The organism is Nocardia sp. NPDC004604, from assembly GCF_040609795.1.
Lineage (GTDB): Bacteria > Actinomycetota > Actinomycetes > Mycobacteriales > Mycobacteriaceae > Nocardia.
Genome location: NZ_JBEXLC010000007.1, coordinates 1 through 19,048, shown reverse-complemented (window position 1 = coordinate 19,048; position 19,048 = coordinate 1). Strand labels below are relative to the sequence as shown.

At 65.4% G+C, this 19,048-nt stretch carries 16 protein-coding genes and 1 pseudogene; 12 read left to right on the top strand and 5 right to left on the bottom strand.

Features of this window, described 5'->3' with window-relative positions; translation table 11 throughout:
• The first annotated feature begins 1 nt into the window (after position 1).
• The 5 genes and pseudogenes from ABZW16_RS05015 to ABZW16_RS04995 all read left to right on the top strand — a co-directional run bounded on the left by ABZW16_RS05015 (position 2) and on the right by ABZW16_RS04995 (position 5,566).
• Positions 2–1,834, top strand: coding sequence for a S8 family peptidase (locus ABZW16_RS05015; RefSeq protein WP_354952319.1), 1,833 nt, complete (start codon positions 2–4; stop codon positions 1,832–1,834).
• A 25-nt stretch (positions 1,835–1,859) separates the two neighbouring features.
• Entirely contained in the window at positions 1,860–3,218 is a 1,359-nt protein-coding gene (locus tag ABZW16_RS05010; RefSeq protein ID WP_354952317.1) for a serine-threonine protein kinase, read from the top strand.
• 48 nt (positions 3,219–3,266) lie between these two features.
• Positions 3,267–3,758: pseudogene (locus tag ABZW16_RS05005) on the top strand (Tn3 family transposase); the annotation flags it as partial.
• Positions 3,718–4,947, top strand: a complete 1,230-nt coding sequence (locus tag ABZW16_RS05000; protein ID WP_354952315.1) for a HEAT repeat domain-containing protein — start codon at positions 3,718–3,720, stop codon at positions 4,945–4,947. The pseudogene ABZW16_RS05005 and the gene ABZW16_RS05000, both read left to right, overlap by 41 nt.
• 256 nt (positions 4,948–5,203) lie before the next feature.
• Positions 5,204–5,566, top strand: a complete 363-nt coding sequence (locus tag ABZW16_RS04995) for an MmcQ/YjbR family DNA-binding protein (protein ID WP_354952313.1) — start codon at positions 5,204–5,206, stop codon at positions 5,564–5,566.
• Between the two features lie 34 nt (positions 5,567–5,600).
• On the opposite strand, the gene ABZW16_RS04990 is transcribed toward ABZW16_RS04995, so the two are convergent.
• The 3 genes from ABZW16_RS04990 to ABZW16_RS04980 all read right to left on the bottom strand — a co-directional run bounded on the left by ABZW16_RS04990 (position 5,601) and on the right by ABZW16_RS04980 (position 10,243).
• Positions 5,601–7,310, bottom strand: coding sequence for an ABC transporter ATP-binding protein (locus tag ABZW16_RS04990; RefSeq protein ID WP_354952311.1), 1,710 nt, complete (start codon positions 7,308–7,310; stop codon positions 5,601–5,603).
• On the bottom strand, positions 7,307–9,145 hold the full coding sequence (locus ABZW16_RS04985) for an ABC transporter ATP-binding protein (protein ID WP_354952309.1): 1,839 nt from the start codon (positions 9,143–9,145) through the stop codon (positions 7,307–7,309). Before ABZW16_RS04985 ends, ABZW16_RS04990 begins: the two co-directional genes overlap by 4 nt.
• A 117-nt stretch (positions 9,146–9,262) precedes the next feature.
• Positions 9,263–10,243 carry an alpha/beta hydrolase gene (locus ABZW16_RS04980; protein WP_354952307.1) on the bottom strand — a complete coding sequence of 327 codons (981 nt, stop codon included), beginning with the start codon at positions 10,241–10,243 and terminating at the stop codon, positions 9,263–9,265.
• A gap of 75 nt (positions 10,244–10,318) precedes the next feature.
• Between ABZW16_RS04980 and ABZW16_RS04975 the strand changes: the two genes are divergently transcribed.
• The 4 genes from ABZW16_RS04975 (at position 10,319) to ABZW16_RS04960 (ending at position 14,397) form a co-directional block, all read left to right on the top strand.
• Positions 10,319–11,089: an AraC family transcriptional regulator gene (locus ABZW16_RS04975; RefSeq protein ID WP_354952305.1), complete on the top strand. Its 771-nt coding sequence runs from the start codon at positions 10,319–10,321 to the stop codon at positions 11,087–11,089.
• A gap of 274 nt (positions 11,090–11,363) precedes the next feature.
• Positions 11,364–13,004, top strand: coding sequence for a GMC oxidoreductase (locus ABZW16_RS04970; protein ID WP_354952303.1), 1,641 nt, complete (start codon positions 11,364–11,366; stop codon positions 13,002–13,004).
• A gap of 344 nt (positions 13,005–13,348) precedes the next feature.
• Complete coding sequence (locus ABZW16_RS04965; RefSeq protein WP_354952301.1) at positions 13,349–13,678, top strand: metalloregulator ArsR/SmtB family transcription factor; 330 nt, start codon at positions 13,349–13,351, stop codon at positions 13,676–13,678.
• Positions 13,678–14,397 carry a cation transporter gene (locus ABZW16_RS04960; RefSeq protein WP_354952299.1) on the top strand — a complete coding sequence of 240 codons (720 nt, stop codon included), beginning with the start codon at positions 13,678–13,680 and terminating at the stop codon, positions 14,395–14,397. The genes ABZW16_RS04965 and ABZW16_RS04960 overlap by 1 nt, the downstream gene beginning before the upstream one ends.
• A gap of 247 nt (positions 14,398–14,644) precedes the next feature.
• Here ABZW16_RS04960 and ABZW16_RS04955 read toward each other — a convergent pair whose 3' ends face one another.
• A complete protein-coding gene (locus ABZW16_RS04955) occupies positions 14,645–15,382 on the bottom strand; it encodes a GntR family transcriptional regulator (protein WP_354952297.1) in 738 nt (245 codons plus the stop codon).
• A 191-nt stretch (positions 15,383–15,573) separates the two neighbouring features.
• Here ABZW16_RS04955 and iolC point away from each other — a divergent pair, with 191 nt between their 5' ends.
• From iolC to iolB, 3 genes are read left to right on the top strand one after another with little or no spacing between them, the layout of a single operon-like run.
• Complete coding sequence (gene iolC, locus ABZW16_RS04950) at positions 15,574–16,539, top strand: 5-dehydro-2-deoxygluconokinase (protein WP_354952295.1); 966 nt, start codon at positions 15,574–15,576, stop codon at positions 16,537–16,539.
• Entirely contained in the window at positions 16,536–17,411 is an 876-nt protein-coding gene (locus ABZW16_RS04945) for an aldolase (RefSeq protein WP_354952293.1), read from the top strand. The genes iolC and ABZW16_RS04945 overlap by 4 nt, the downstream gene beginning before the upstream one ends.
• 5 nt (positions 17,412–17,416) lie before the next feature.
• The gene (gene iolB, locus ABZW16_RS04940) at positions 17,417–18,298 is read left to right on the top strand and encodes a 5-deoxy-glucuronate isomerase (RefSeq protein WP_354952291.1); all 882 of its coding nucleotides are present in this window, start codon (positions 17,417–17,419) and stop codon (positions 18,296–18,298) included.
• Between the two features lie 16 nt (positions 18,299–18,314).
• Here the strand turns inward: iolB and ABZW16_RS04935 are convergent.
• Positions 18,315–19,048: ATP-binding cassette domain-containing protein (locus tag ABZW16_RS04935; protein WP_354952289.1), on the bottom strand; the 734-nt coding region annotated here is incomplete at its 5' end.

The window sequence follows — 19,048 nt, the reverse complement described above, 5'->3', positions numbered from 1 at the left end:
CATGGGTGATATCGACGTCTGGAAAGACAGGGTGCTGTCGGTCCTCGCCACCGTGCCCCCGGGCAAGACGGTGAACCAGAAGAGATTGCTGACGATGGTTGCCGCGCGGTTCGCCGCCAAGTTCGAGGCGGGCGAGCGCGATTCGATGGCAGGCGAGCCGATGTGGTGGGTGGCGGTTTCCGATGCTGTGCGGAAGCTCGGTGACGACGAGCTCGTCGTGCAGGGGGCGATCGAACTCACTGCGCTCGGCCGGAGCGAGGCGCCCGATGCGGCCGTCCGCGCAGCGGCCTATGTTGCGGCGCAGGCACAGACGCCAGCAACCGGCAGGCCGGGCAGGCTGCCGGTCGCTGGCGTGATCGCTCCACCGTTGCGCGCCCATCTCGAGACACGCCGATCCGAGCACGCCCGATCGGCCGCGATGGGTATCGCGATGCCAGCCGGGGCGGACGATCCGATATCCGTCATGATCGAGCTCAACTCGTGCTACGGCCGCGGCCTCAATGCCGCGTTCAACCGGCTCAAGGAGCTCTGGAAGCTTGTCGCGGCTGCCGGTGCGCCATATCGCCTCACCGACGAGTACGCAACCGGACGGTTGACCCCGGACCAGATCGAGGGGCTGGTATCCGCGGATGCCGTGGTGTCGGACATGCTGGCCCGGGCAATGCAACGCATCTGGCCGGACTTCGAGATCCACGGTCAGATCGACCAGTCCTTCGTGACGATCAAAGCCGAAGCCGCCCAACGATCCTTCAATGCCTACGGCGAGGGAATCGTCTGGGCCGTCGTGGATTCGGGCATAGACCAGAGCCATCCGCATTTCCTCGCCAATGCAACCCTCACCGATCGATCCGTGCGCGATCTACATCGCACATGCCCGGGAGACGGGCCTCCTGTTCGCGATGGTGCTCTCGTCGACGAGGAGGGGCACGGTACCCATGTCGCCGGAATCATCGCGGGCGGACTCGGTGGATGGGCGAAGCAGGTTGTCGTCACCGAGAATCGGTACAACACCGCCGACGGCGCCGAGCTGCGCAGGCGCACGGTCGTCGAGCCTGCGCGCCTTTCCGGGATCGCGCCGCGGGCAAGGCTGGTGAGTCTCAAGGTACTCGGCGCGAAGGGCAACGAAACGGCACGGGTCGGGCGGGTGATCCAAGCTCTGTCCTATGTGCGCAAGGTCAACGCGGCCAGCGATAGCGCCCCTCGTATCCACGGCGTAAACCTCAGTCTCGGTTACGGATTCGATCCGGCGTGGTACGCGTGTGGGAGCAGCCCGCTGTGCATCGCGGTCGACAACCTCGTCCGCAGTGGCGTCATCGTCGTCGTCGCGGCCGGTAACTCGGCGTACGTCAGCCTTTTCGTCGAAGACCAGAACGCACCCAACCGGTTCAGCACCGGTATGACGATCAACGATCCGGGAAATGCCAAGCGTGCGGTCACCGTCGGTTCGACGCACCGCGACGCGCCACATACCTATGGCATCTCCTACTTCTCGTCACGAGGGCCGACCGGCGACGGGCGGATGAAGCCGGATCTGGTGGCTCCGGGCGAACGCATCACCTCCGCCGCCGCGGGCAAGCTCGGCGCGGACGCCTTTCGATCATTGGGCCGACGCGAGGAAGGCGCGGCCGTGTATATCGAGCAGAGCGGCACCAGCATGGCCGCCCCACACGTGTCGGGTGCCATCGCGGCGTTCCTGTCGGTCCGGCGGGAATTCATCGGCGATCCCGAATCGGTCACGCGGATCTTCGTCGAGTCGGCGACGCCGCTGGGTCGCGATCGCTATCTCGAAGGCGGCGGACTCGTCGACCTGATGCGGGCCCTGCAATCCGTCTGAACCCGGCGACGAAGGAGTGATAAAGATGCCGGAATTTGTTGGCGATAAGCCACTTTGGATCGTTTCGTTCGATAAGGACGGCGATATCGATCAGGTCGGCGCGAACGAACTCGTCGCGGGCGTGCGCCAGCGGGAGGTCACCGACCTGATGGTGTTCTCGCACGGCTGGAACAACGACCGGAGTAAGGCGGTCGATCTGTACCAGCGGTGGTTCGGAAAGCTGGACACGTTGCCGACCGTCGCGACGCGGCGGATCGGATACGTGGGCGTGGTGTGGCCGTCGGAGCGCTGGAGCGACGAACCGATCGGGGATTTCGCGCCCGCCGCGGCACCCACCGGAGCCGCGGCGGCGGACCGCAGAGAAGCCGTTCCCGCAGGATCACCTGCGCTCGACGCCGACACCTTGCAGATGTTGAAGGCGACCTTTCCGGACGGTGCGCAACAGCTCGATCGGATGGCGGAACTGCTGGAATCCGAAGAGCCGGACCGCGGCACCATCGATGAGCTGTTCGGACAGATGCGCGAGTTCAGCATCGCCACGTTCCCGGGAAATGCCGACAGCGAAGGCCCGGACGGCAACGCGGACGCCGGGTTTCCTCCGATGCTCAGCGCGGAGAACGATGCGTCGAAGGTGTTCCGGGACTTCGCAATGGAGCTGATGAGATCGGGCGTCGACCTCGATTCGGCGGAGGGCGGCGCTGCCGGAATCGGTGACGTGCTCGGGAAGGTGCTACACGGAGCCAAGGAGGCGCTACGGGCGCTGACGTACTGGCAGATGAAGAACCGTGCCGGTGTCGTCGGCGAGAAGGGCCTGGGACCGCTTCTGGGACAGTTGAATCGGGAATTCCCGAGTCTGCGCATGAATCTCATCGGCCACAGCTTCGGCGCACGGGTCGTGTCGTATGCCCTGACCGGACTGCCCGACGGCCTGGTCCCGTCCCCGGTGAAATCTGTCACCCTGCTGCAGGGTGCGTTCTCGAGCTTTGCGTTCGCCGACCCGCTGCCATTCGATCGGAACCGCCGTGGCGGTCTGGCCGGACGATCCAGCCGGGTGGACGGGCCCGTTTCCGTCTGCTTCTCCAGCCACGACGGAGCATTGGGCAATTTCTACCCACTTGCGTCGAAGGTCGCGGGAGACAACGCCGCGGGCGCGCACGGTGACAATCCGTGGACAGCGATGGGAGCAGTCGGAGCGTTCGACGTGGCCCAGGTCGAGCTACGCGGCGTAGGTGACGACTATCCGTTCGCCGCAGGCGAGCTGATCAATATCGATGCGTCCGACACCGTAGTGAACGGCAAACCGCCGTTCGGCGCGCACAGTGACATCGTGCACGAAAGCCTCGCCTGGGTTGCCGTGAAGGCGGCCGAGCTCGACACACCGTAATTCCACTTCGACTCCAGCGATTGAGGGGCGAGCGTCTGGAACTCCGCCAACACAGTTGTCTTCTACGGCAAGGACTCTCAGCTCACCGGCGCCGACCGCGAGCACGCCGAGGTGTCGATGCTGGTGCTGCACCTGTTGCAATCGGCGTTGGTACACATCAATACCCTTCTGCTACAAGCCGTTTTGGAGGATCCACAATTCCACGACCTGATCGGCGAGAACGAGCGCCGCGCGATGTCGCCGCTGTTCTGGTCCAATGTCAACCCCTACGGTCCGACTCGACATGAACACCAGCCTGGACCTCACCCGCGACCGGGTCGCAGGCTGAGAACCTCCAGGGCTGGCGGCAGACATTCGACGACCGATTGTTTTTCTACCTATGGTGTGGCCCATGCGCATTTCTTCGCTGGTCGAGCAACTCAGGGCGCACGACCCGGGCCATCGGCAGGCCGCCGCCAATGCGCTGGTGGCGGCGAGTGCGCTGGCGGTAGGACCGCTGGTGGCGGCGTTGCGCGACTCCAATGGCTGGTATGCCCATAATTACGTCGAGGTGCTGCAACAGATCGGCGACCCGGCATTGCAGCCACTGGTGGACGCGCTCGCGAACGGCACATCGCCTCGGGCCCACAACAGGGCACCATCACGGAGGAACCCCATCGGCAATGCGCTCGAGGGGCTTCGGGTATCGGACCGGAACATGTTCGTTCCGTTGCTACACCACGAAAGTCACAATGTGCGGTCATGGGCGTGTTCGGCGTTCGCGGCCATGGGCACCGGGGCCGCGCCCTACGTTCCCGTGGTGCTTCCATTGCTGGCCGACGAGGACCCAGATGTGCGCTACTCGTCCTGCCGGGTGTTTGGGCGACTGCCCGACGAGTCACTGTCGCACCTGCCCGCGCTGCTTCTACTGCTCGCCGATCCCGTCGACTTCGTGCGTCGCGAGGCCAGCCATGTGATCAGCTGGATCGGCCCGCGCGTGGTGCCCGTGCTGCGTGAGATGCGGCGTTCACCGAGCCCGTACCGCTGGCACGCACTCAACGGGCTTGCGGAGATCGTTGGCTGGGACAGGCTCGACCCTTCCGATCAGGCACTGGTTCGACGCCTGATCAGGATCAGGATTCCCCACGAAGTACCGGAGCCGTTCGACCCGGAAGGCCAGTGGTACGCCATTCCCACCCACGACCAGGCGGCCGTGCTCGACGCGCTCGACCTGTCAGACCCGATGCCGGTCACGATGCGGCTCGGCCAGGCGGCGGCCTCGAATGGGTTTCTCTTGGCCGGGAGGGTTGGCTACGTTACCCCCGTCCTGGACGGATGGACGCTCGCGTTCGTGTGGTCTCTCGATCTCGAGGACACCACAGCCGCCCTCAGCCGCCGATTCGGCACCGCCCACGGCTATATCAATTGGGACGACTATCACGGATGCGGGTTCGCCACCGGATGGTGCATCGCCGAGCACGGCACGATCATCCGTTCCTACATCCATCAGGATGACGCCTACGAGACCGGTCCCCCGATCCCGGCCGAGCACGGCTATCTCCTTCCCCATGAGGACGACCCCGACGGGTCGAACGACGTCCACTGGTGCTATGCCACCGACATTGCAGCACGTATCTCGGTCGGTCCGACAACGATTGGGCCGCACACCCGGGTCGAAGGTCACCCGGTGCTGGCCGTGACCGCAGACGGGCGACGCGACGGTGTCACGCCGGGCGCGCTGCCCATCTGACACATGAACAGCCGGGTGAAGGCCGGGACCCAGCCCAGGCGGGTAATCAACAGGGACGTGTCACTGGGTATATGAGCGCCGCGGGCGTTACGCCCTTGGCGTGGTGCTGCTGACGATGCGGTGGATGGTGGAGCGGCCGACGCTGTACTGCACCGACCGTTGGATACCGTGGCCCAGATCGAGGTCAGTACCAGGCGATATTGCGGTCAGCCGCGCTGCGGGCATCGGTGTCGGAGTCAGGTGGCATCATCGGCATATGGTCACCGTCGCGGATGTGCGAGAACTGGCGCTCACCTTGCCGCGCTCCTACGAGGCGGTTGTCGCGGACCGCATCAAGTTTCGCGTCGGGCGGATCGTCTACATCGCCTTCTCCCGAGACGAATCCGTCATGGGCTTCGCCTTTCCCAAGGCCGAGCGGGCGGCGCTCATCGCCGCCGAACCGGAGAAGTTCCGGCTGCCGCGGCTGTCGGATCAGCGCTATAACTGGGTCGACTGCTGGATGGCCGCGATCGATGAATACGAGATGCGCGAGTTGATCGTCGACGCCTGGCGAATGGTCGTACCAAAATTCCTGCACGACCATCCCAGCACATCCATCGCTCTACATCGCCACGGCTGACAGAGCGCTGCCCGCGAATTCCGGGCGCACGCATTCACACTGCCGGTGCCAGGGAAATATTCCAGAAAGCGGCATAGCGGCCATTGCGGCGCAACAGTTCGTCGTGGCTGCCCTGCTCCACGATTCGGCCGTTGTCCAGAAAGACGATGCGATCGGCGCGTTGGATGGTCCGCAGCCGATGCGCGACCAGCACCACCGTTCGGCCCGCCATCAGGCGTTCGATGCCCTCGTGGACGGCCGCTTCGCTCACCGGGTCCAGTGCTGAGGTCACCTCGTCCAGCAGTACGATGGGTGCGTTCTTCAGCAGTGCTCGCGCGATCGAAATGCGTTGGCGCTCGCCACCGGACAGCAGTGCGCCGCCCTCACCGACATTGCTCGCCCAGCCGCCGGGCAGTCGCTCGATCACCTCGTCCAACCGCGCCGCGGTCGCCGCCGCCCGCACCTCGGCAACACTTGCGTCGGGTCGGCCGAGACGTACGTTCTCCTCGATTGTGCCGTCGAAGAGATAGACATCCTGGAAGACAATGGCGATCTGCGCCATCAATACCTTCGTGTCGATCGCGCGGACGTCGACACCGCCAACGCGCACCGCGCCCGCGTTCACGTCGTAGAACCGCGCGAGCAACTGCAGCAATGTGCTCTTACCCGCACCTGAGGGTCCGACAATCGCGAGCCGCTGTCCCGCTGGCACGGACATTGAGAGGTCATCGATCACCGTGCGGCCGCCATGCTCGAATGCGACGGACTCGAACTCCAGGTCATGGCCGACCGGCTGGATCGGATCGGGAGCCTCCGGCAGCGGATCGGTGCGCAAGACAGTATCGAGTGCGGCGAGCACGGAACGTGCGCTGCGCAGCTTGCCGCCGATATCCGACAGTGACAGTAGCGGATCCGCGCAGCGGGCGGCCAGCACCAGGATCGTCAAAATCTCTGCCGCGCCGATACTTCCGCTGAGCGCAAGGTAGGCGCCCAGGACCAGCAATACGGTGAATATCGTCTGCACCGTGAGAGTCAGACCCAATACGCCGGGCAGTGCCGACAGCGTGGAACGACGGGACGCGCGCTGCAGGTCCCGCAGCGAGTCATCGAGCAGCCGGTAGCGCTCCACGGTCCGGCCGCCCGCGCGCAGCACCGGCTGGGCCTGGAGATATTCGATGACTCGCCCGGTGGCCTCGTGGTCGCGTTCGGCGCGCTCCACATCGATGGCCGCTGTCGAGCGTCCCGTCCAGATCTCGATCGCCACCACGATCGGTGCGGCGACCAACGCGGCCACCCCCATCTGCCAGTTGTAGGCGAGCATCACGACCACGATCGTCAAGGGGGTGACACAGGCGGAGATGAACGGTGTGAGCAGATGCGCGATGACGCTCATCGCCTGCAGGACGCCGCGGCTGGCCAAGACCGACACCTCCCCTACCCGGCCCGCGCTGTACCAGCCGATGGGCAATCGGGCCAGATGATCGCCGAGACGGTGGTACATACCGCGCAATAGTGTTGTCCCGACACGGAAACCGGACAGATCGCTGCGATAGCGCAGACCCGCGTATACCGCGACCGCGATACCGAACGCGATCAGCCAGGGCCGGGCAGCTCCGGGGTCTTTCCCGAACAGTGCCCGCAGCACTGGAACCAACAGTGCGTAGGACAAGCCTTCGACTATCGCCGTCGTGGTCATCAGGGCTACAGTGCGACGCACCGGCTGGGCGTATTCGTGTCCGAGCACGCGCAGCAGCATTCGAATCATCGGGGCTCGTCTCCTTGCGCTATGTCGGCGTGGGTTTCGATCTCGTCTGCGATAGCCGATCGATGGGATTGCCAGAACGCGGCGAATTTTCCGTTCTGTGCGAGCAATTCGGCGGGTCTGCCGCGTTCGACGATCGATCCGTGCTCCAGCATCACGACGGTGTCGGCGTCGGCGACCGTCGCCAAGCGATGGGCGATGACCAGGATTGTTCGATCGCCCGCCAGCATCGAAAGGGCCTGGCGCACAGCCAGTTCGGTCTGCGGATCGGCGAAGGCGGTCGCCTCGTCGAGCACCAGAACGGGCGCGTCGGCAAGCAGTGCGCGTGCGATCGAGAGCCGCTGTGCCTCGCCACCCGAGAGGCCGGCCTCCGCATTGATCACTGTTTCGTACCCGCGCGGCAGCTCGAGAATTCGGTCATGGATATTGGCCAGCCGGGCGGCGCGAACCACGTCGTCGAGGTCGGCATGCGGTACTGCCAGCGCGATATTGTCCGCCACCGACGCGCGCAGTAGGCGAACGTCCTGGAAGACGAAGGAGACCATCCGGTACAGCTCGCGGCTGCCGAGCTCACGCAGATCGACGCCGCCGAGGGCGACCGAACCGTGGGTCGGGTCGAAGAACCGCGGCAACAGCTGAACCAGCGTGGATTTTCCGCTGCCCGACGGCCCGACGATCGCGGTGACCGTCCCCGGTTCGAGCACCAGGTCGATCCCGCACAGCACCTCGTGATCGGCGTCGTAGCCGAATCGAACGTCATGCAGTTCCACCCGGTGACCTTGTGGCGCAACTGGTTTCGCAGGTTCGGGGAGCGAAGGCACCGCGAGTACGTCCCGGATCCGGCCGACCGCGCGCCCGGCGGCCTGCATATCGTCGAAGCCATGGCCCAGAGCCGCGATCGGAGCGGTCAGGCCGAGTCCGAGCAGCAGGAAGGGCAGCAGGTCGGCGGGCGCCATGCCGCCCGACGTGATCAGCCCCGCACCGCCGATCAGCACGAGCAGCAGCACGAACGGCGGCGAGAGCGCCAGCTGCATCCCCGCGGCGATCCCGGAGATACCATGCACCCACTGATAAAAGCTATGGACGAAATCATCTGCGGCCGTGCGGAATTTACGATGGGCGCGTCCGGATCCGCCGAACGCCTTGACCACCGAGATACCCTGCACGAACTCGATGGCCGAATCTGAAATCCGCCCCATGGCCGCATCGAATTCCGTCTGCTCGCGCTGCCGGAGCGGGGTCATCATCAGGGGGACCAGCGCTACCGCCAGCACCACCGGTATCAGCGTGATCAGCGTGAGTCGCCAATCGACGGTGAACAAGTAGATCAGCGATACCACTGGCACCACGAATGCGGAGACGAGTTCGCCGGGGGTGTGGGCGATGAAGGGGTGCATGGCACCTACGTCCTCCCCCACCACCTTTGCCAGCTCGCCGGTCCGGCGCTGGGAGAACCACCCGATCGGTACCTGCCCCAGCCGCTCGGCCAGTTTTCGGCGAAACGAGAGTTGTACTCGGCCGTCGAGAATGTGCCCGATTCCCGATGACGCGGCCGTGCAGATCAGTCGGACGAACAAGCCGAGTGCACCCGCGATCACGACGACTCGGACATGACCGTGATCGATCGGATTGGGCGACAACAGGGTTCGACCCAATTCAACAACCGCAAGCAACGGCGCCAGACCCGCGATGGCGCCGATGACCTGCAGAATCACAACTGCGGCGAAACTCCATACGTAGGGCCGCAGTTGCCCCGCCAGGCTTTGTGCCGCTGCGGAATCGGCACCCGGTGGTGATGTGGAATGGCCCCTCGCCTCGGCAAGGTCGGTGGTGGTCATCGCTATTCCCGTCTTCAGAAGTCTCGTCGCGAACCGGAACGGTCACCGATCCGGATGGGGTTGTCGTCGGGCGCGGGCAATCGGCCCGCAACACTCTGCTCCGCGTACAGCCGAGCCTTATCGCGCCGCTGCGCCCGAGCGCTCCAGCAGGTGGCTGCGTAGGTGGGCGAGGATCTCGGCACGTGCGGGACGGGCCGCGGGGACAAGGCCGGGCATGCTCAGGAAGGCGTGCACCGCTTCCGGGTAACGGGTCAGCGTCACGTCGACGCCCGCCTGTCGCAGGCGTTCGGCATACGCCGGAGCCTGATCTTCCAGCGTGTCCAGACCCGCGGACTGGATGAGGGCCGGAGCCAGTCCCGCGAGGTCGTCGCTCTCGATCGGTGAAATCGCGCGGGCGTCGAATAATGCGGGCAGCGCAATGCGTTGCACGGCACGGCAATTGGCCGGGGTGGCGGTCGGGCTGTCCGCGTTCTCGGTGAACGAGGGGTACTCGAAGACACGGCCGGTCCAGTCGAGCTGCGGGTTGATCAGCACCTGGGCGCGCACCGGCAGCCCGATTTCCTTCGCCCTGATCGCGGTGAGCGCCGCGAGCGTGGCGCCCGCACTGGCACCCAACAGGGCGAGCCGGGTGGGATCGGCTCCCCACACGGGAGCGAGCTCGAGCAGGTGGGACACGGACTCGTAGGCGTCATCGATGGGTGCGGGCACCGGATGCTCGGGCGCCAACCGGTAGTCGACCGAGATAACCACGGCCGGGCAGTTGACCGCCAGGTGACCGAGCAACCAATCGTCCTGATCCGGTGCGCCACCGATGAATCCGCCGCCGTGGAACGCGACGATCAGCGGCAGGTCTGTGCCCGCACGCCCGGGCCGGTACACGCGAATGCCCAGCCGCCGCCCCGGCAGATCGAGGACGGGTGTGGTGATGGTCGCGCCCCGATCGGGCCTGCCGGTGGCGAGCCTGCCGATCGCGGAGCGGCGCTTGCGGAACTGCGCTTCGCGCAATTCGATGACCTCATCCGGAGTGATCGAATCCCAGTCCGGTTCGGTCGATAGCGCGGTCAGAATTCGAACTCGCAGTGGAACTTTGCCTCGCATGATGTGCCCTCCGGCTGGTGGTGTTGCTCTGGTCGACCGCCGTCTTGCGGGCGGCATGGCGATACCCTGGCAGTTGTGACCGTGGGTGCGCTTTCGGAAATATGCGGTACGGCAAAGTCGCCGCTGGTGTGGGTGCGGCCGGGTCATGTGGGCTATATCGGGCCGGAACTCGGCGTGGACCTGCATTCGCCATCGGTCGCTGTGCTCAGCGTCGGCTTGGACGAGCCGTTCGTCCTGGAGACCGCCGCGCACGGGGATATTCGCACCAGCAGCTCGTTCGCTCCTGCCCGCGCGGTGCACCGCGTCGTCGCCCCCGAGAAGTGGATCCTGCTGCTGTTCGTCGACCCCGCGGGTGCGCCCGCCACCGGCATCGCGGAGGAGATGACGGCGACCGCCGGGCCCTACGGTCTGGGCCACCGACGGGAGCAGGAGCTCATCGAGCGGTGCCGTGGCGAGGATGTGGATCCGGACCGAATCTTCGCTCGGGCCGTCTCCGGCCGGGCACCGGCCGCCGATCAGCGGATCGAGTCGGTCGCCGCCGCGATCCGCCGGGACCCGAATCGCACATTCCGGGCCGAAACCATCGCCGCAAATCTGGGCCTGTCCACGACCCATTTCCTCCGCTTGTTCACCCAGCAGTCCGGCACCACGTTCCGTGGTTATCAGCGGTGGACCCGCGTCATGCACGCGATCCGGGACGCCGCGACCGGCCGCGATCTCACTCGTTGCGCCACCGACGCCGGTTTCGCCACCCCGTCCCACTTCAGTGAAACCTTCCACCACATGTTCGGACTGTCCGCCACCGCGGCGCTGCGCTCCGGTATCCGCTTCGATCTCGGAACCTGATCTGCGCCTTGTTGTTTCGATAATTGGGGACTGTTCGGGGTGGCAATCTCAGCGCGGTAGCTGTTGTTCTCGCAGCACACACCTCTGCACGGCCGGCGTTCTCTGCGAAATGGATTGTGGGCCAGTGCTATTGCGCCGTTCGGCGCGGGTCGTGACTACTCGCTCGGCATCGTGACACATCAACGATGCGATTCGCCGCGAGGCTCAACTAGAACCTGTTACATTCTGCCGACTCGAGGTGCTCTCCTGCGCCTCATATCGGAAGGTTTCGCTCATGTACGACCGACGCCCCTCGGCCAACACCGGCGTTCGCCAAGGGATTACCCGCCGGAAATTCTTGGCGGGCACTGCAATTGCGGCCGGAGCAATGGCACTCGGTCCGGCCGCGTGGATCGCGAAGGCGTCGGCGGCACCCATCGGCAACGGGGATCATGTGCCGAATCTGATTATCGGAAGCGGCTATGGCGGAGCGGTCGCCGCACTGCGCTTGTGCCAGGCGGGCAAACAGGTCGCGATGATCGAGATGGGGCAGAACTGGACCACGCCCGGATCCGACGGAAAAGTCTTCTGCACCATGATCGATCCGGACGAGCGGTCGTATTGGTTCCGGACCAGGACCGATCAGCCGATCAACCATTTCGTCGGGGCGGATATCAACCGAGACATCAGCCCGAGCGACGCCGGTGTACTCGACTCGGAGCAGTTCGCGGCGACGCGGGTGTATCAGGGCCGCGGTGTAGGCGGTGGCTCGCTGGTCAACGGCGGTATGGCTCCGCTGCCGAAACAGGATTACTTCCAACAGATTCTGCCATCGGTCGACGCGTCGGCGATGTACTCCACCTATTTTCCCCGGGCTCAGGCCGCACTCGGGGTCAACAATGTCGACCCGGCGTGGTTCGAGTCCGCCGAATGCTACAAATACGCGAGGGTCAGTCGAAAGACCGCCAACAACGCAGGCTACGCAACGACCTTCGTGCCGAACGTCTACGACTTCAGTTATATGCAGAAGGAGCAGGCGAATACCGTCACGCGCTCGGCGCTGGGCGGTGAGGTGATCTATGGCAACAACTTCGGAAAGCGCTCACTGGACAAGACCTATCTGGCGGTGGCCGCCGCAACCGGCAAACTGAGCATCTCTCCACTGCATAAGGTCACCAGTGTGGCACCGGCCGCGAGCGGCTACACGGTGGTCATCACGGAGATGGATGTGCTCGGCAATACGGTGGCGACCAAGACCGTCACTGCGGATAAGGTCTTCTTCGCGGCGGGCAGCGTCGGTACCAGCAAGCTGCTGGTGACCATGAAAGCACTGGGCAAGCTGCCGAATCTGGCCGATTCGGTCGGCGCGGGCTGGGGCAACAATGGCAATGTGATGGTGGGCCGGGCCGGGCTGGATTTGACCGGGGCGCTGCAATCCGCGATTCCGTGTATGGGCGTCGACAACTGGGCCGATGCCAACGGTCCGGTGTTCGCCGAAATCGCCCCATTCCCAACGAATACCGAGAACGGCGTCAATCTCTATCTGGCGATCACCAAGAACCCCAACCGCGCTCGGTTCACCTACAATTCGTCCAGTGGCGGGGTGGACCTATCCTGGCAGGCGTCCCACACCCAGCCCTCGATCGATGCGGCCAAACGAGTATTCGATGCCATCAATTCCAAGGCGGGCACGATCTATCGGACCGATCTGTTCGGCCTCTACAAGATCTGGGGCGACGACTTCGTGTACCACCCCCTCGGCGGCTGCCTGCTCGGTCAGGCCACCGATAACTACGGCAGACTCAACGGATACTCCGGCCTGTACGTCATCGACGGTTCGCTGATTCCCGGCAGCACCGGCGTCAACCCCTTCCTGACCATTACCGGTCTCGCGGAACGGAATATCGAAAAGATCATCGCCTCCGACCTGGCATGACCCTGTCGTCTCAAAGCGAGCGGGAGATGATTTCCTTCATGATCTCGCTGGTGCCGCCATAAGTGCGGTTCACGCGGGAGCCGGTGTGACCTGCGCGGGGCGGGACTGGCATCCACCGCACGTCGCGAGTCCACCCAGCTTGTCGAGGTACTGGTCCGGCAGTTCGGCGAACTCCTGCTCGCTCCCATGACCGATGCCGCCTGGGAGCGGGTGGCCGAGCCGCGCGATACCGACAGGCCTCGTCTGTCGATCGCCGTAAAAGACTGACGCCCCGGTGGACGGCCGGGGTTCAGCTGCAATGGTTCACTATTTTCTGGATACAGAATCCGATGTACTGTCTTGGTGTGGAAGCCGTGCTGCACCGTGATGCGTTGGCCCGTTTCGGGCATGCGCTGTCGGACCCGACGCGCACCGAGATCTTGCTGAGCCTGCGGACTGGCCCGAGCTACCCCTCGGATCTGGCCGACCGGATCGGGGTCTCGCGCCAGATTCTGTCGAATCACCTTGCGTGCCTGCGAGGTTGCGGGTTGGTGGTGGCGATTCCGGAGGGTCGCCGGTCGCGCTATGAGCTCGCCGATCCCCGCATTGCGCGCGCGCTCGACGACCTCACCGGATTGGTGCTGGCGGTGGATCCGGCGTGCTGCCCGGACTCCGATGCGCAGGGGTGCTGCTGATGTCGCAGTCGCTGGGAATTCCGTCGCCGCCCTCGGCGGTGACCGTCTCGGGTCCGTTTCGGGAACGACGGGCGGCACTGGCTCGGCGCATCCGATGGTTCGTCGCTGCGACCATCTCCTACAACGTGATCGAGGCGATCATCGCGCTGACCGAGGGCGCCCGGGTGTCGTCGGCGGCATTACTCGGGTTCGGTCTGGACTCGGTGATCGAGGTTTCATCGGCGGTTGCCGTGGCGTGGCAGTTCGCGGGGCGTGACCCAGCGGAGCGGGAGAAGGTCGCGCTGCGGGTCATCGCGTTCTCATTCTTCGCGCTGGCCGCCTACGTGAGCGTCGATTCGATCCTGTCTCTGCTGCGGGTCGGTGGCGAGGCTCGGCATTCGCCGGTCGGCATCGGGCTGGCGGCGGTGAGCCTGGCGATCATGCCGGTGCTGTCGTGGGCGCAGCGGCGTGCCGGGCGCGAACTCGGTTCCGCCTCAGCGGTTGCGGACTCCAAGCAGACTCTGCTCTGCACCTACCTGTCGGCGGTGCTGCTGATCGGATTGGTGATCAACAGCCTGCTCGGCTGGTCGTGGGCCGATGCGATCGCGGCACTGATGATCGCCGCTATCGCGGGCAAGGAAGGTATCAATGCCTGGCGCGGCGATACCTGCTGCCCATCCCCCATGGCCCTGGGGGTGGACGACCTGGCTGCTGGGCACGAATGCGAGTGCTGCGCCTGAATCATCGAGGGTGGCCTGAGCCCATCGGGTCAGGGCCGCATTTGATCGTCAGTACGCTGCGAGAATGTCCACGACCCGCGGTGCACCTGATCCGGGGTGTCGGTGAGGCTGCGTACATGATCGCGGCGGCCCGGGATCGATGATCGGTACTCGTTTACGCTGCAGCCGATTCGATCGTAGGGCTGACAATATATATCAATATGTTCGGACAAATTGTCCGGTTGACGAGATTTTGACTCGCACCGTTTCAGCGGCTCAGTACGGTCGTATCGAAGAAGTGCCGCGAGGCCCGGTATACGTGCCGGCCCATTTCGACCGGGCGTCCGGAACTGTCGAAGGCGACGCGCTGCATGGTCAACACCGGCGCGTTCGTCCGCTCCTCCAGTAGCTGGGCCTCGGCCCGGGTGGCGCTGCGCGCACCGATTCGCTGACGCGCGAGTGCGATGTGAATCCCCTTGGCCCGCAGGCATTCATAGAATCCGTGCAGCTCGAGCTGGTCGGGCGCGGGCGCGAATTCGGCAGGTACATAATTGGTCATGACGGCCAGCGGTTCACTTCCGGCCCGGCGCAGCCTGCGGAAGGTCACGAAGCGGGCATCCTCGGGCACGCCCAGTTCCTTGGCGATATCGATATCGGGAGCGCCGAGTTGGTAGTCGAGCAATTCGGTGGTCGGCTCCTGCCCCGCGGTGAGCAGGTCGTCGTAGAGGCTGGTCAATTCGACCGGGCGATGCACCTGATTCTGCACCACCTGGGTTCCCACCCCGCGCCTGCGCATCAACAGCCCTTTATCAACCAGCGCCTGGATCGCTTGTCGGGTGGTCGGCCGCGACAGGTTGAGCCGTTTGGCCAGGTCCAGTTCGTTCTCGATGCGGTCACCGGGTGTGAGTCGACCGCTGAGTATCGCGTTCTCGATGCCTTGTGCCAGTTGGAAATACAGCGGGACCGGGCTCGTGCGGTCGATCGCGACATCCAGTGGCGCTGGCATCGTGACTCCTCGGGGCGGGCGGGTGCTGGTGACCGCCGTTTCATCCACTGTAAGGCACTTCGAGCCTTACCGGTTCAATATGTCCGTAAGTCAGTATGTCCTGACAAAGTCTTGACAAGGCGGTACGGCGTGGCGCACAGTCTGGACAGGCGGCAATGCTCGTCGAGTTGGACCAACCCTGGAGTCAGCCTGTGAACGCTCAATTCGAGGTCGTGTCGACCGGTCGGGTCGGCGTCGATATCTATCCGCTCCAGTCCGGAGTCGGTCTGGAAGATGTCGACACCTTCGGCAAGTTCCTCGGTGGCAGTGCCGCCAATGTCGCGGTGGCGGCGGCGCGGCTGGGGCGGCGCACCGCGCTGTGGTCCGGTGTCGGCGCCGACCCCTTCGGCCGGTACGTGCGGCGCGAGCTGGTCCGCCTCGGCGTCTCGGATGCACTCGTGCAGACCACCGACCGCTTCGCGACGCCGGTGACCTTCTGCGAGATCTTCCCGCCCGACGATTTCCCGCTGTACTTCTACCGCGAGCCCAGCGCGCCGGACCTGCAGATCACCGCTGGACAGGTGGATCCCGAACTCATCCGCGGTGCCGGTGTGTACTGGTCCACCGTCACTGGACTGTGCCAAGAGCCCTCTCGCGCAGCACATTTCGAGGCCTGGTCGATCCGGGAGCGCCGACCGCTGACCGTACTGGACCTGGACTACCGGCCGATGTTCTGGGCCGCGGAGAGCCAGGCCCGCGAACAGGTGCGCCGAGCCCTGACACAGGTCACGGTGGCGGTCGGCAACCGTGAGGAGTGCCGCATCGCCGTCGACGAGACCGACCCGCAGCGAGCCGCCGACGCACTGTTGGATCTGGGGGTCGAACTGGCCATCGTCAAACAGGGCCCGGATGGTGTGCTCGGCAAGACCCGCCATGAATCGGTGGTGGTGCCGCCCGCAACCGTCGAGGTCGTCAATGGCCTCGGTGCCGGAGATGCCTTCGGCGGCAGTCTGTGTCATGGCCTGCTCGCCGGGTGGGATCTGGAGACCATCCTGCGTCGCGCCAATGCCGCGGGGGCCATTGTCGCCGCCCGGCTCGAATGTTCCACTGCCATGCCGACCAGCGCGGAAATCGACGCACTTGTCGAGCTGTCACCGACCGGAAGGGCCAAGCCATGAAGGTAGCCGAGCTGACCGAGGTGCGTGCGGCCGATCCCGGCGCCGTCGCCAGGGCATTCGATGCCAGGACCCGCCGCGGTCTGGTGCGCGACGACGGCCGGTTGATGATCATCGCCGCCGATCATCCCGCCCGCGGCGCACTGGCGGCCGCGGGCAACCCCTATGCCATGAACAGCCGCATGGAGCTGCTGGACCGGTTGGTGACGGCATTGGCCCGGCCGGGTGTCGACGGTGTACTCGGCACCGCGGACATCATCGAGGACCTGCTGCTGCTCGGTGCGCTCGAAGACAAGGTCGTATTCAGCTCGATGAACCGAGGTGGTATCGCGGGCGCGGATTTCGAGCTCGACGACCGGATGACCGGGTATACCGCGCGGGCGACCGCCGCGGCCGGGCTCAATGGCGCCAAGATGCTCAATCGGTTCGATCTCACCGATCCGGGCACCCTGTCCATGATGACCGCGAGCGCCGCCGCCATCGATGAGCTCGCCGCGCTCGGCCTGGCCGCGCTGCTCGAGCCGTTCATATCGCACCGGCCCGATGGGCCGGGGACAAAGGTGGTCAACGACCTGTCGCCGGATGCGGTCATCAAAAGCGTTCACCTGGCTCAGGGACTGGGCTCCACATCGGCATACACCTGGCTGAAGCTGCCCGTCGTCGCGGAGATGGAGCGGGTCATGGAGGCCACCACCCTGCCCACCCTGCTGCTCGGCGGCGACCCGCAGACAGATCCGGACGACACCTACGCCCATTGGGCGAAAGCCCTTGCGCTGCCGGGGGTTCGGGGCCTGATCGTGGGCCGCGCCCTGTTGTATCCACGGGACGGCGATGTCGCGGGCGCCGTCGATACGGCCGTATCGCTGGTGCGGTGATCGGCATGCACAGCAAGCACTACATACCCGCCGCCCGCAGCTGCCGTGCGCCGTACACGGTGGAGCTCACCCAGGAGTCGGCGGGCTGGGAGCACTGCAGCCTGCATGTCATCGAACTCGAGCCGGGGCAGTCCCATCGCACGCACAGCCGCACCGATGAGATCGTCATTGTGCCGCTGTCCGGTTCGTGCACCGTGGTCAGTGCTGGTCAGTCGTGCGAATTGGCCGGGCGCGACAGTGTTTTCGACGGCCCGACCGACTTCGCCTACATCGGCCGGGACAACTCCTACACCGTGACCACTGCCAACGGCGGGCGGTTCGCGCTCGGCGGCGCTCACGCGCAACGGCAGCTCCCGTTCCGATATGTCCCCGCCGTCGATGTGCCGGTGGAGTTGCGCGGTACGGGCAACTGCAGCCGTCAGGTGCACAACTTCGCGACCGCGGACACCTTCGAAGCCGACTCGATCATCGCCTGCGAGGTGATCACCCCGGGCGGCAACTGGTCGTCGTATCCGGCGCACAAACACGATGAGCTCACCGATACCGAGACCCCGCTCGAGGAGATCTACTACTTCGAATTCGCCCGCGGCGCCGATGAGTCGCCGGGCTTCGGCTACCACCGCGTGTACGGAACGCCGGAGCGGCCGATCGATGTGCTCGAGGAGGTCCGCGACGGCGATGTGGTACTGGTTCCGCACGGTTACCATGGCCCGTCCATCGCCGCGCCCGGCTACCACATGTACTACCTGAACATCATGGCCGGTCCCGGACCGGAACGGGCCTGGCGGATCAGTGACGATCCGGCACAGGCGTGGTTGCGCGGCACCTGGACGGATATGGCGATCGATCCGCGGCTTCCCATGGGCGCGAAGCGGAATCGACAGTGAGGCCGATTTCGGACGGCTACGCGCCGACGTAAGCCGCGAGGTGTTCGCCGGTGAGGGTGGAGCGTTCGGTGACGAGGTCCGCGGGTGTGCCCTCGAAGACGATCTTGCCGCCGTCATGGCCCGGGCCGGGGCCGAGATCGATGATCCAGTCGGCATGCGCCATGACTGCCTGGTGATGTTCGATGACGATGACCGACTTGCCGGAGTCGACGAGCCGGTCGAGCAGGGCCAGCAGGTGTTCGACGTCGGCAAGGTGCAGGCCGGTTGTCGGCTCGTCGAGGACGTAGACGCCGCCCTTCTCGGTCATATGGGTGGCCAGCTTGAGCCGCTGCCGCTCGCCGCCGGACAGTGTGGTGAGCGGCTGGCCGAGGCTGAGATAGCCGAGCCCGACATCGGCGAGTGCCTGAATGATCTTGTGCGCCGCCGGAATCCGCGCCTCGCCGGTACCGAAGAACTCCTCGGCCTCGGTCACCGGCATGGCCAGCACCTCGCTGATATCGCGGCCGCCGAGGTGGTAGTCCAGCACCGCTGCCTGATACCGCTTCCCCTCGCACTCCTCGCAGGTGGTGGCGACGCCAGCCATCATCGCCAGGTCGGTGTAGATGACACCGGCGCCATTGCAATTGGGACACGCGCCCTCGGAGTTTGCGCTGAACAGCGCTGGCTTCACGCCATTGGCCTTCGCGAACGCCTTGCGGATCGGTTCGAGCAGTCCGGTGTAGGTCGCCGTCGCGCCGTAGTCCCGCTCGA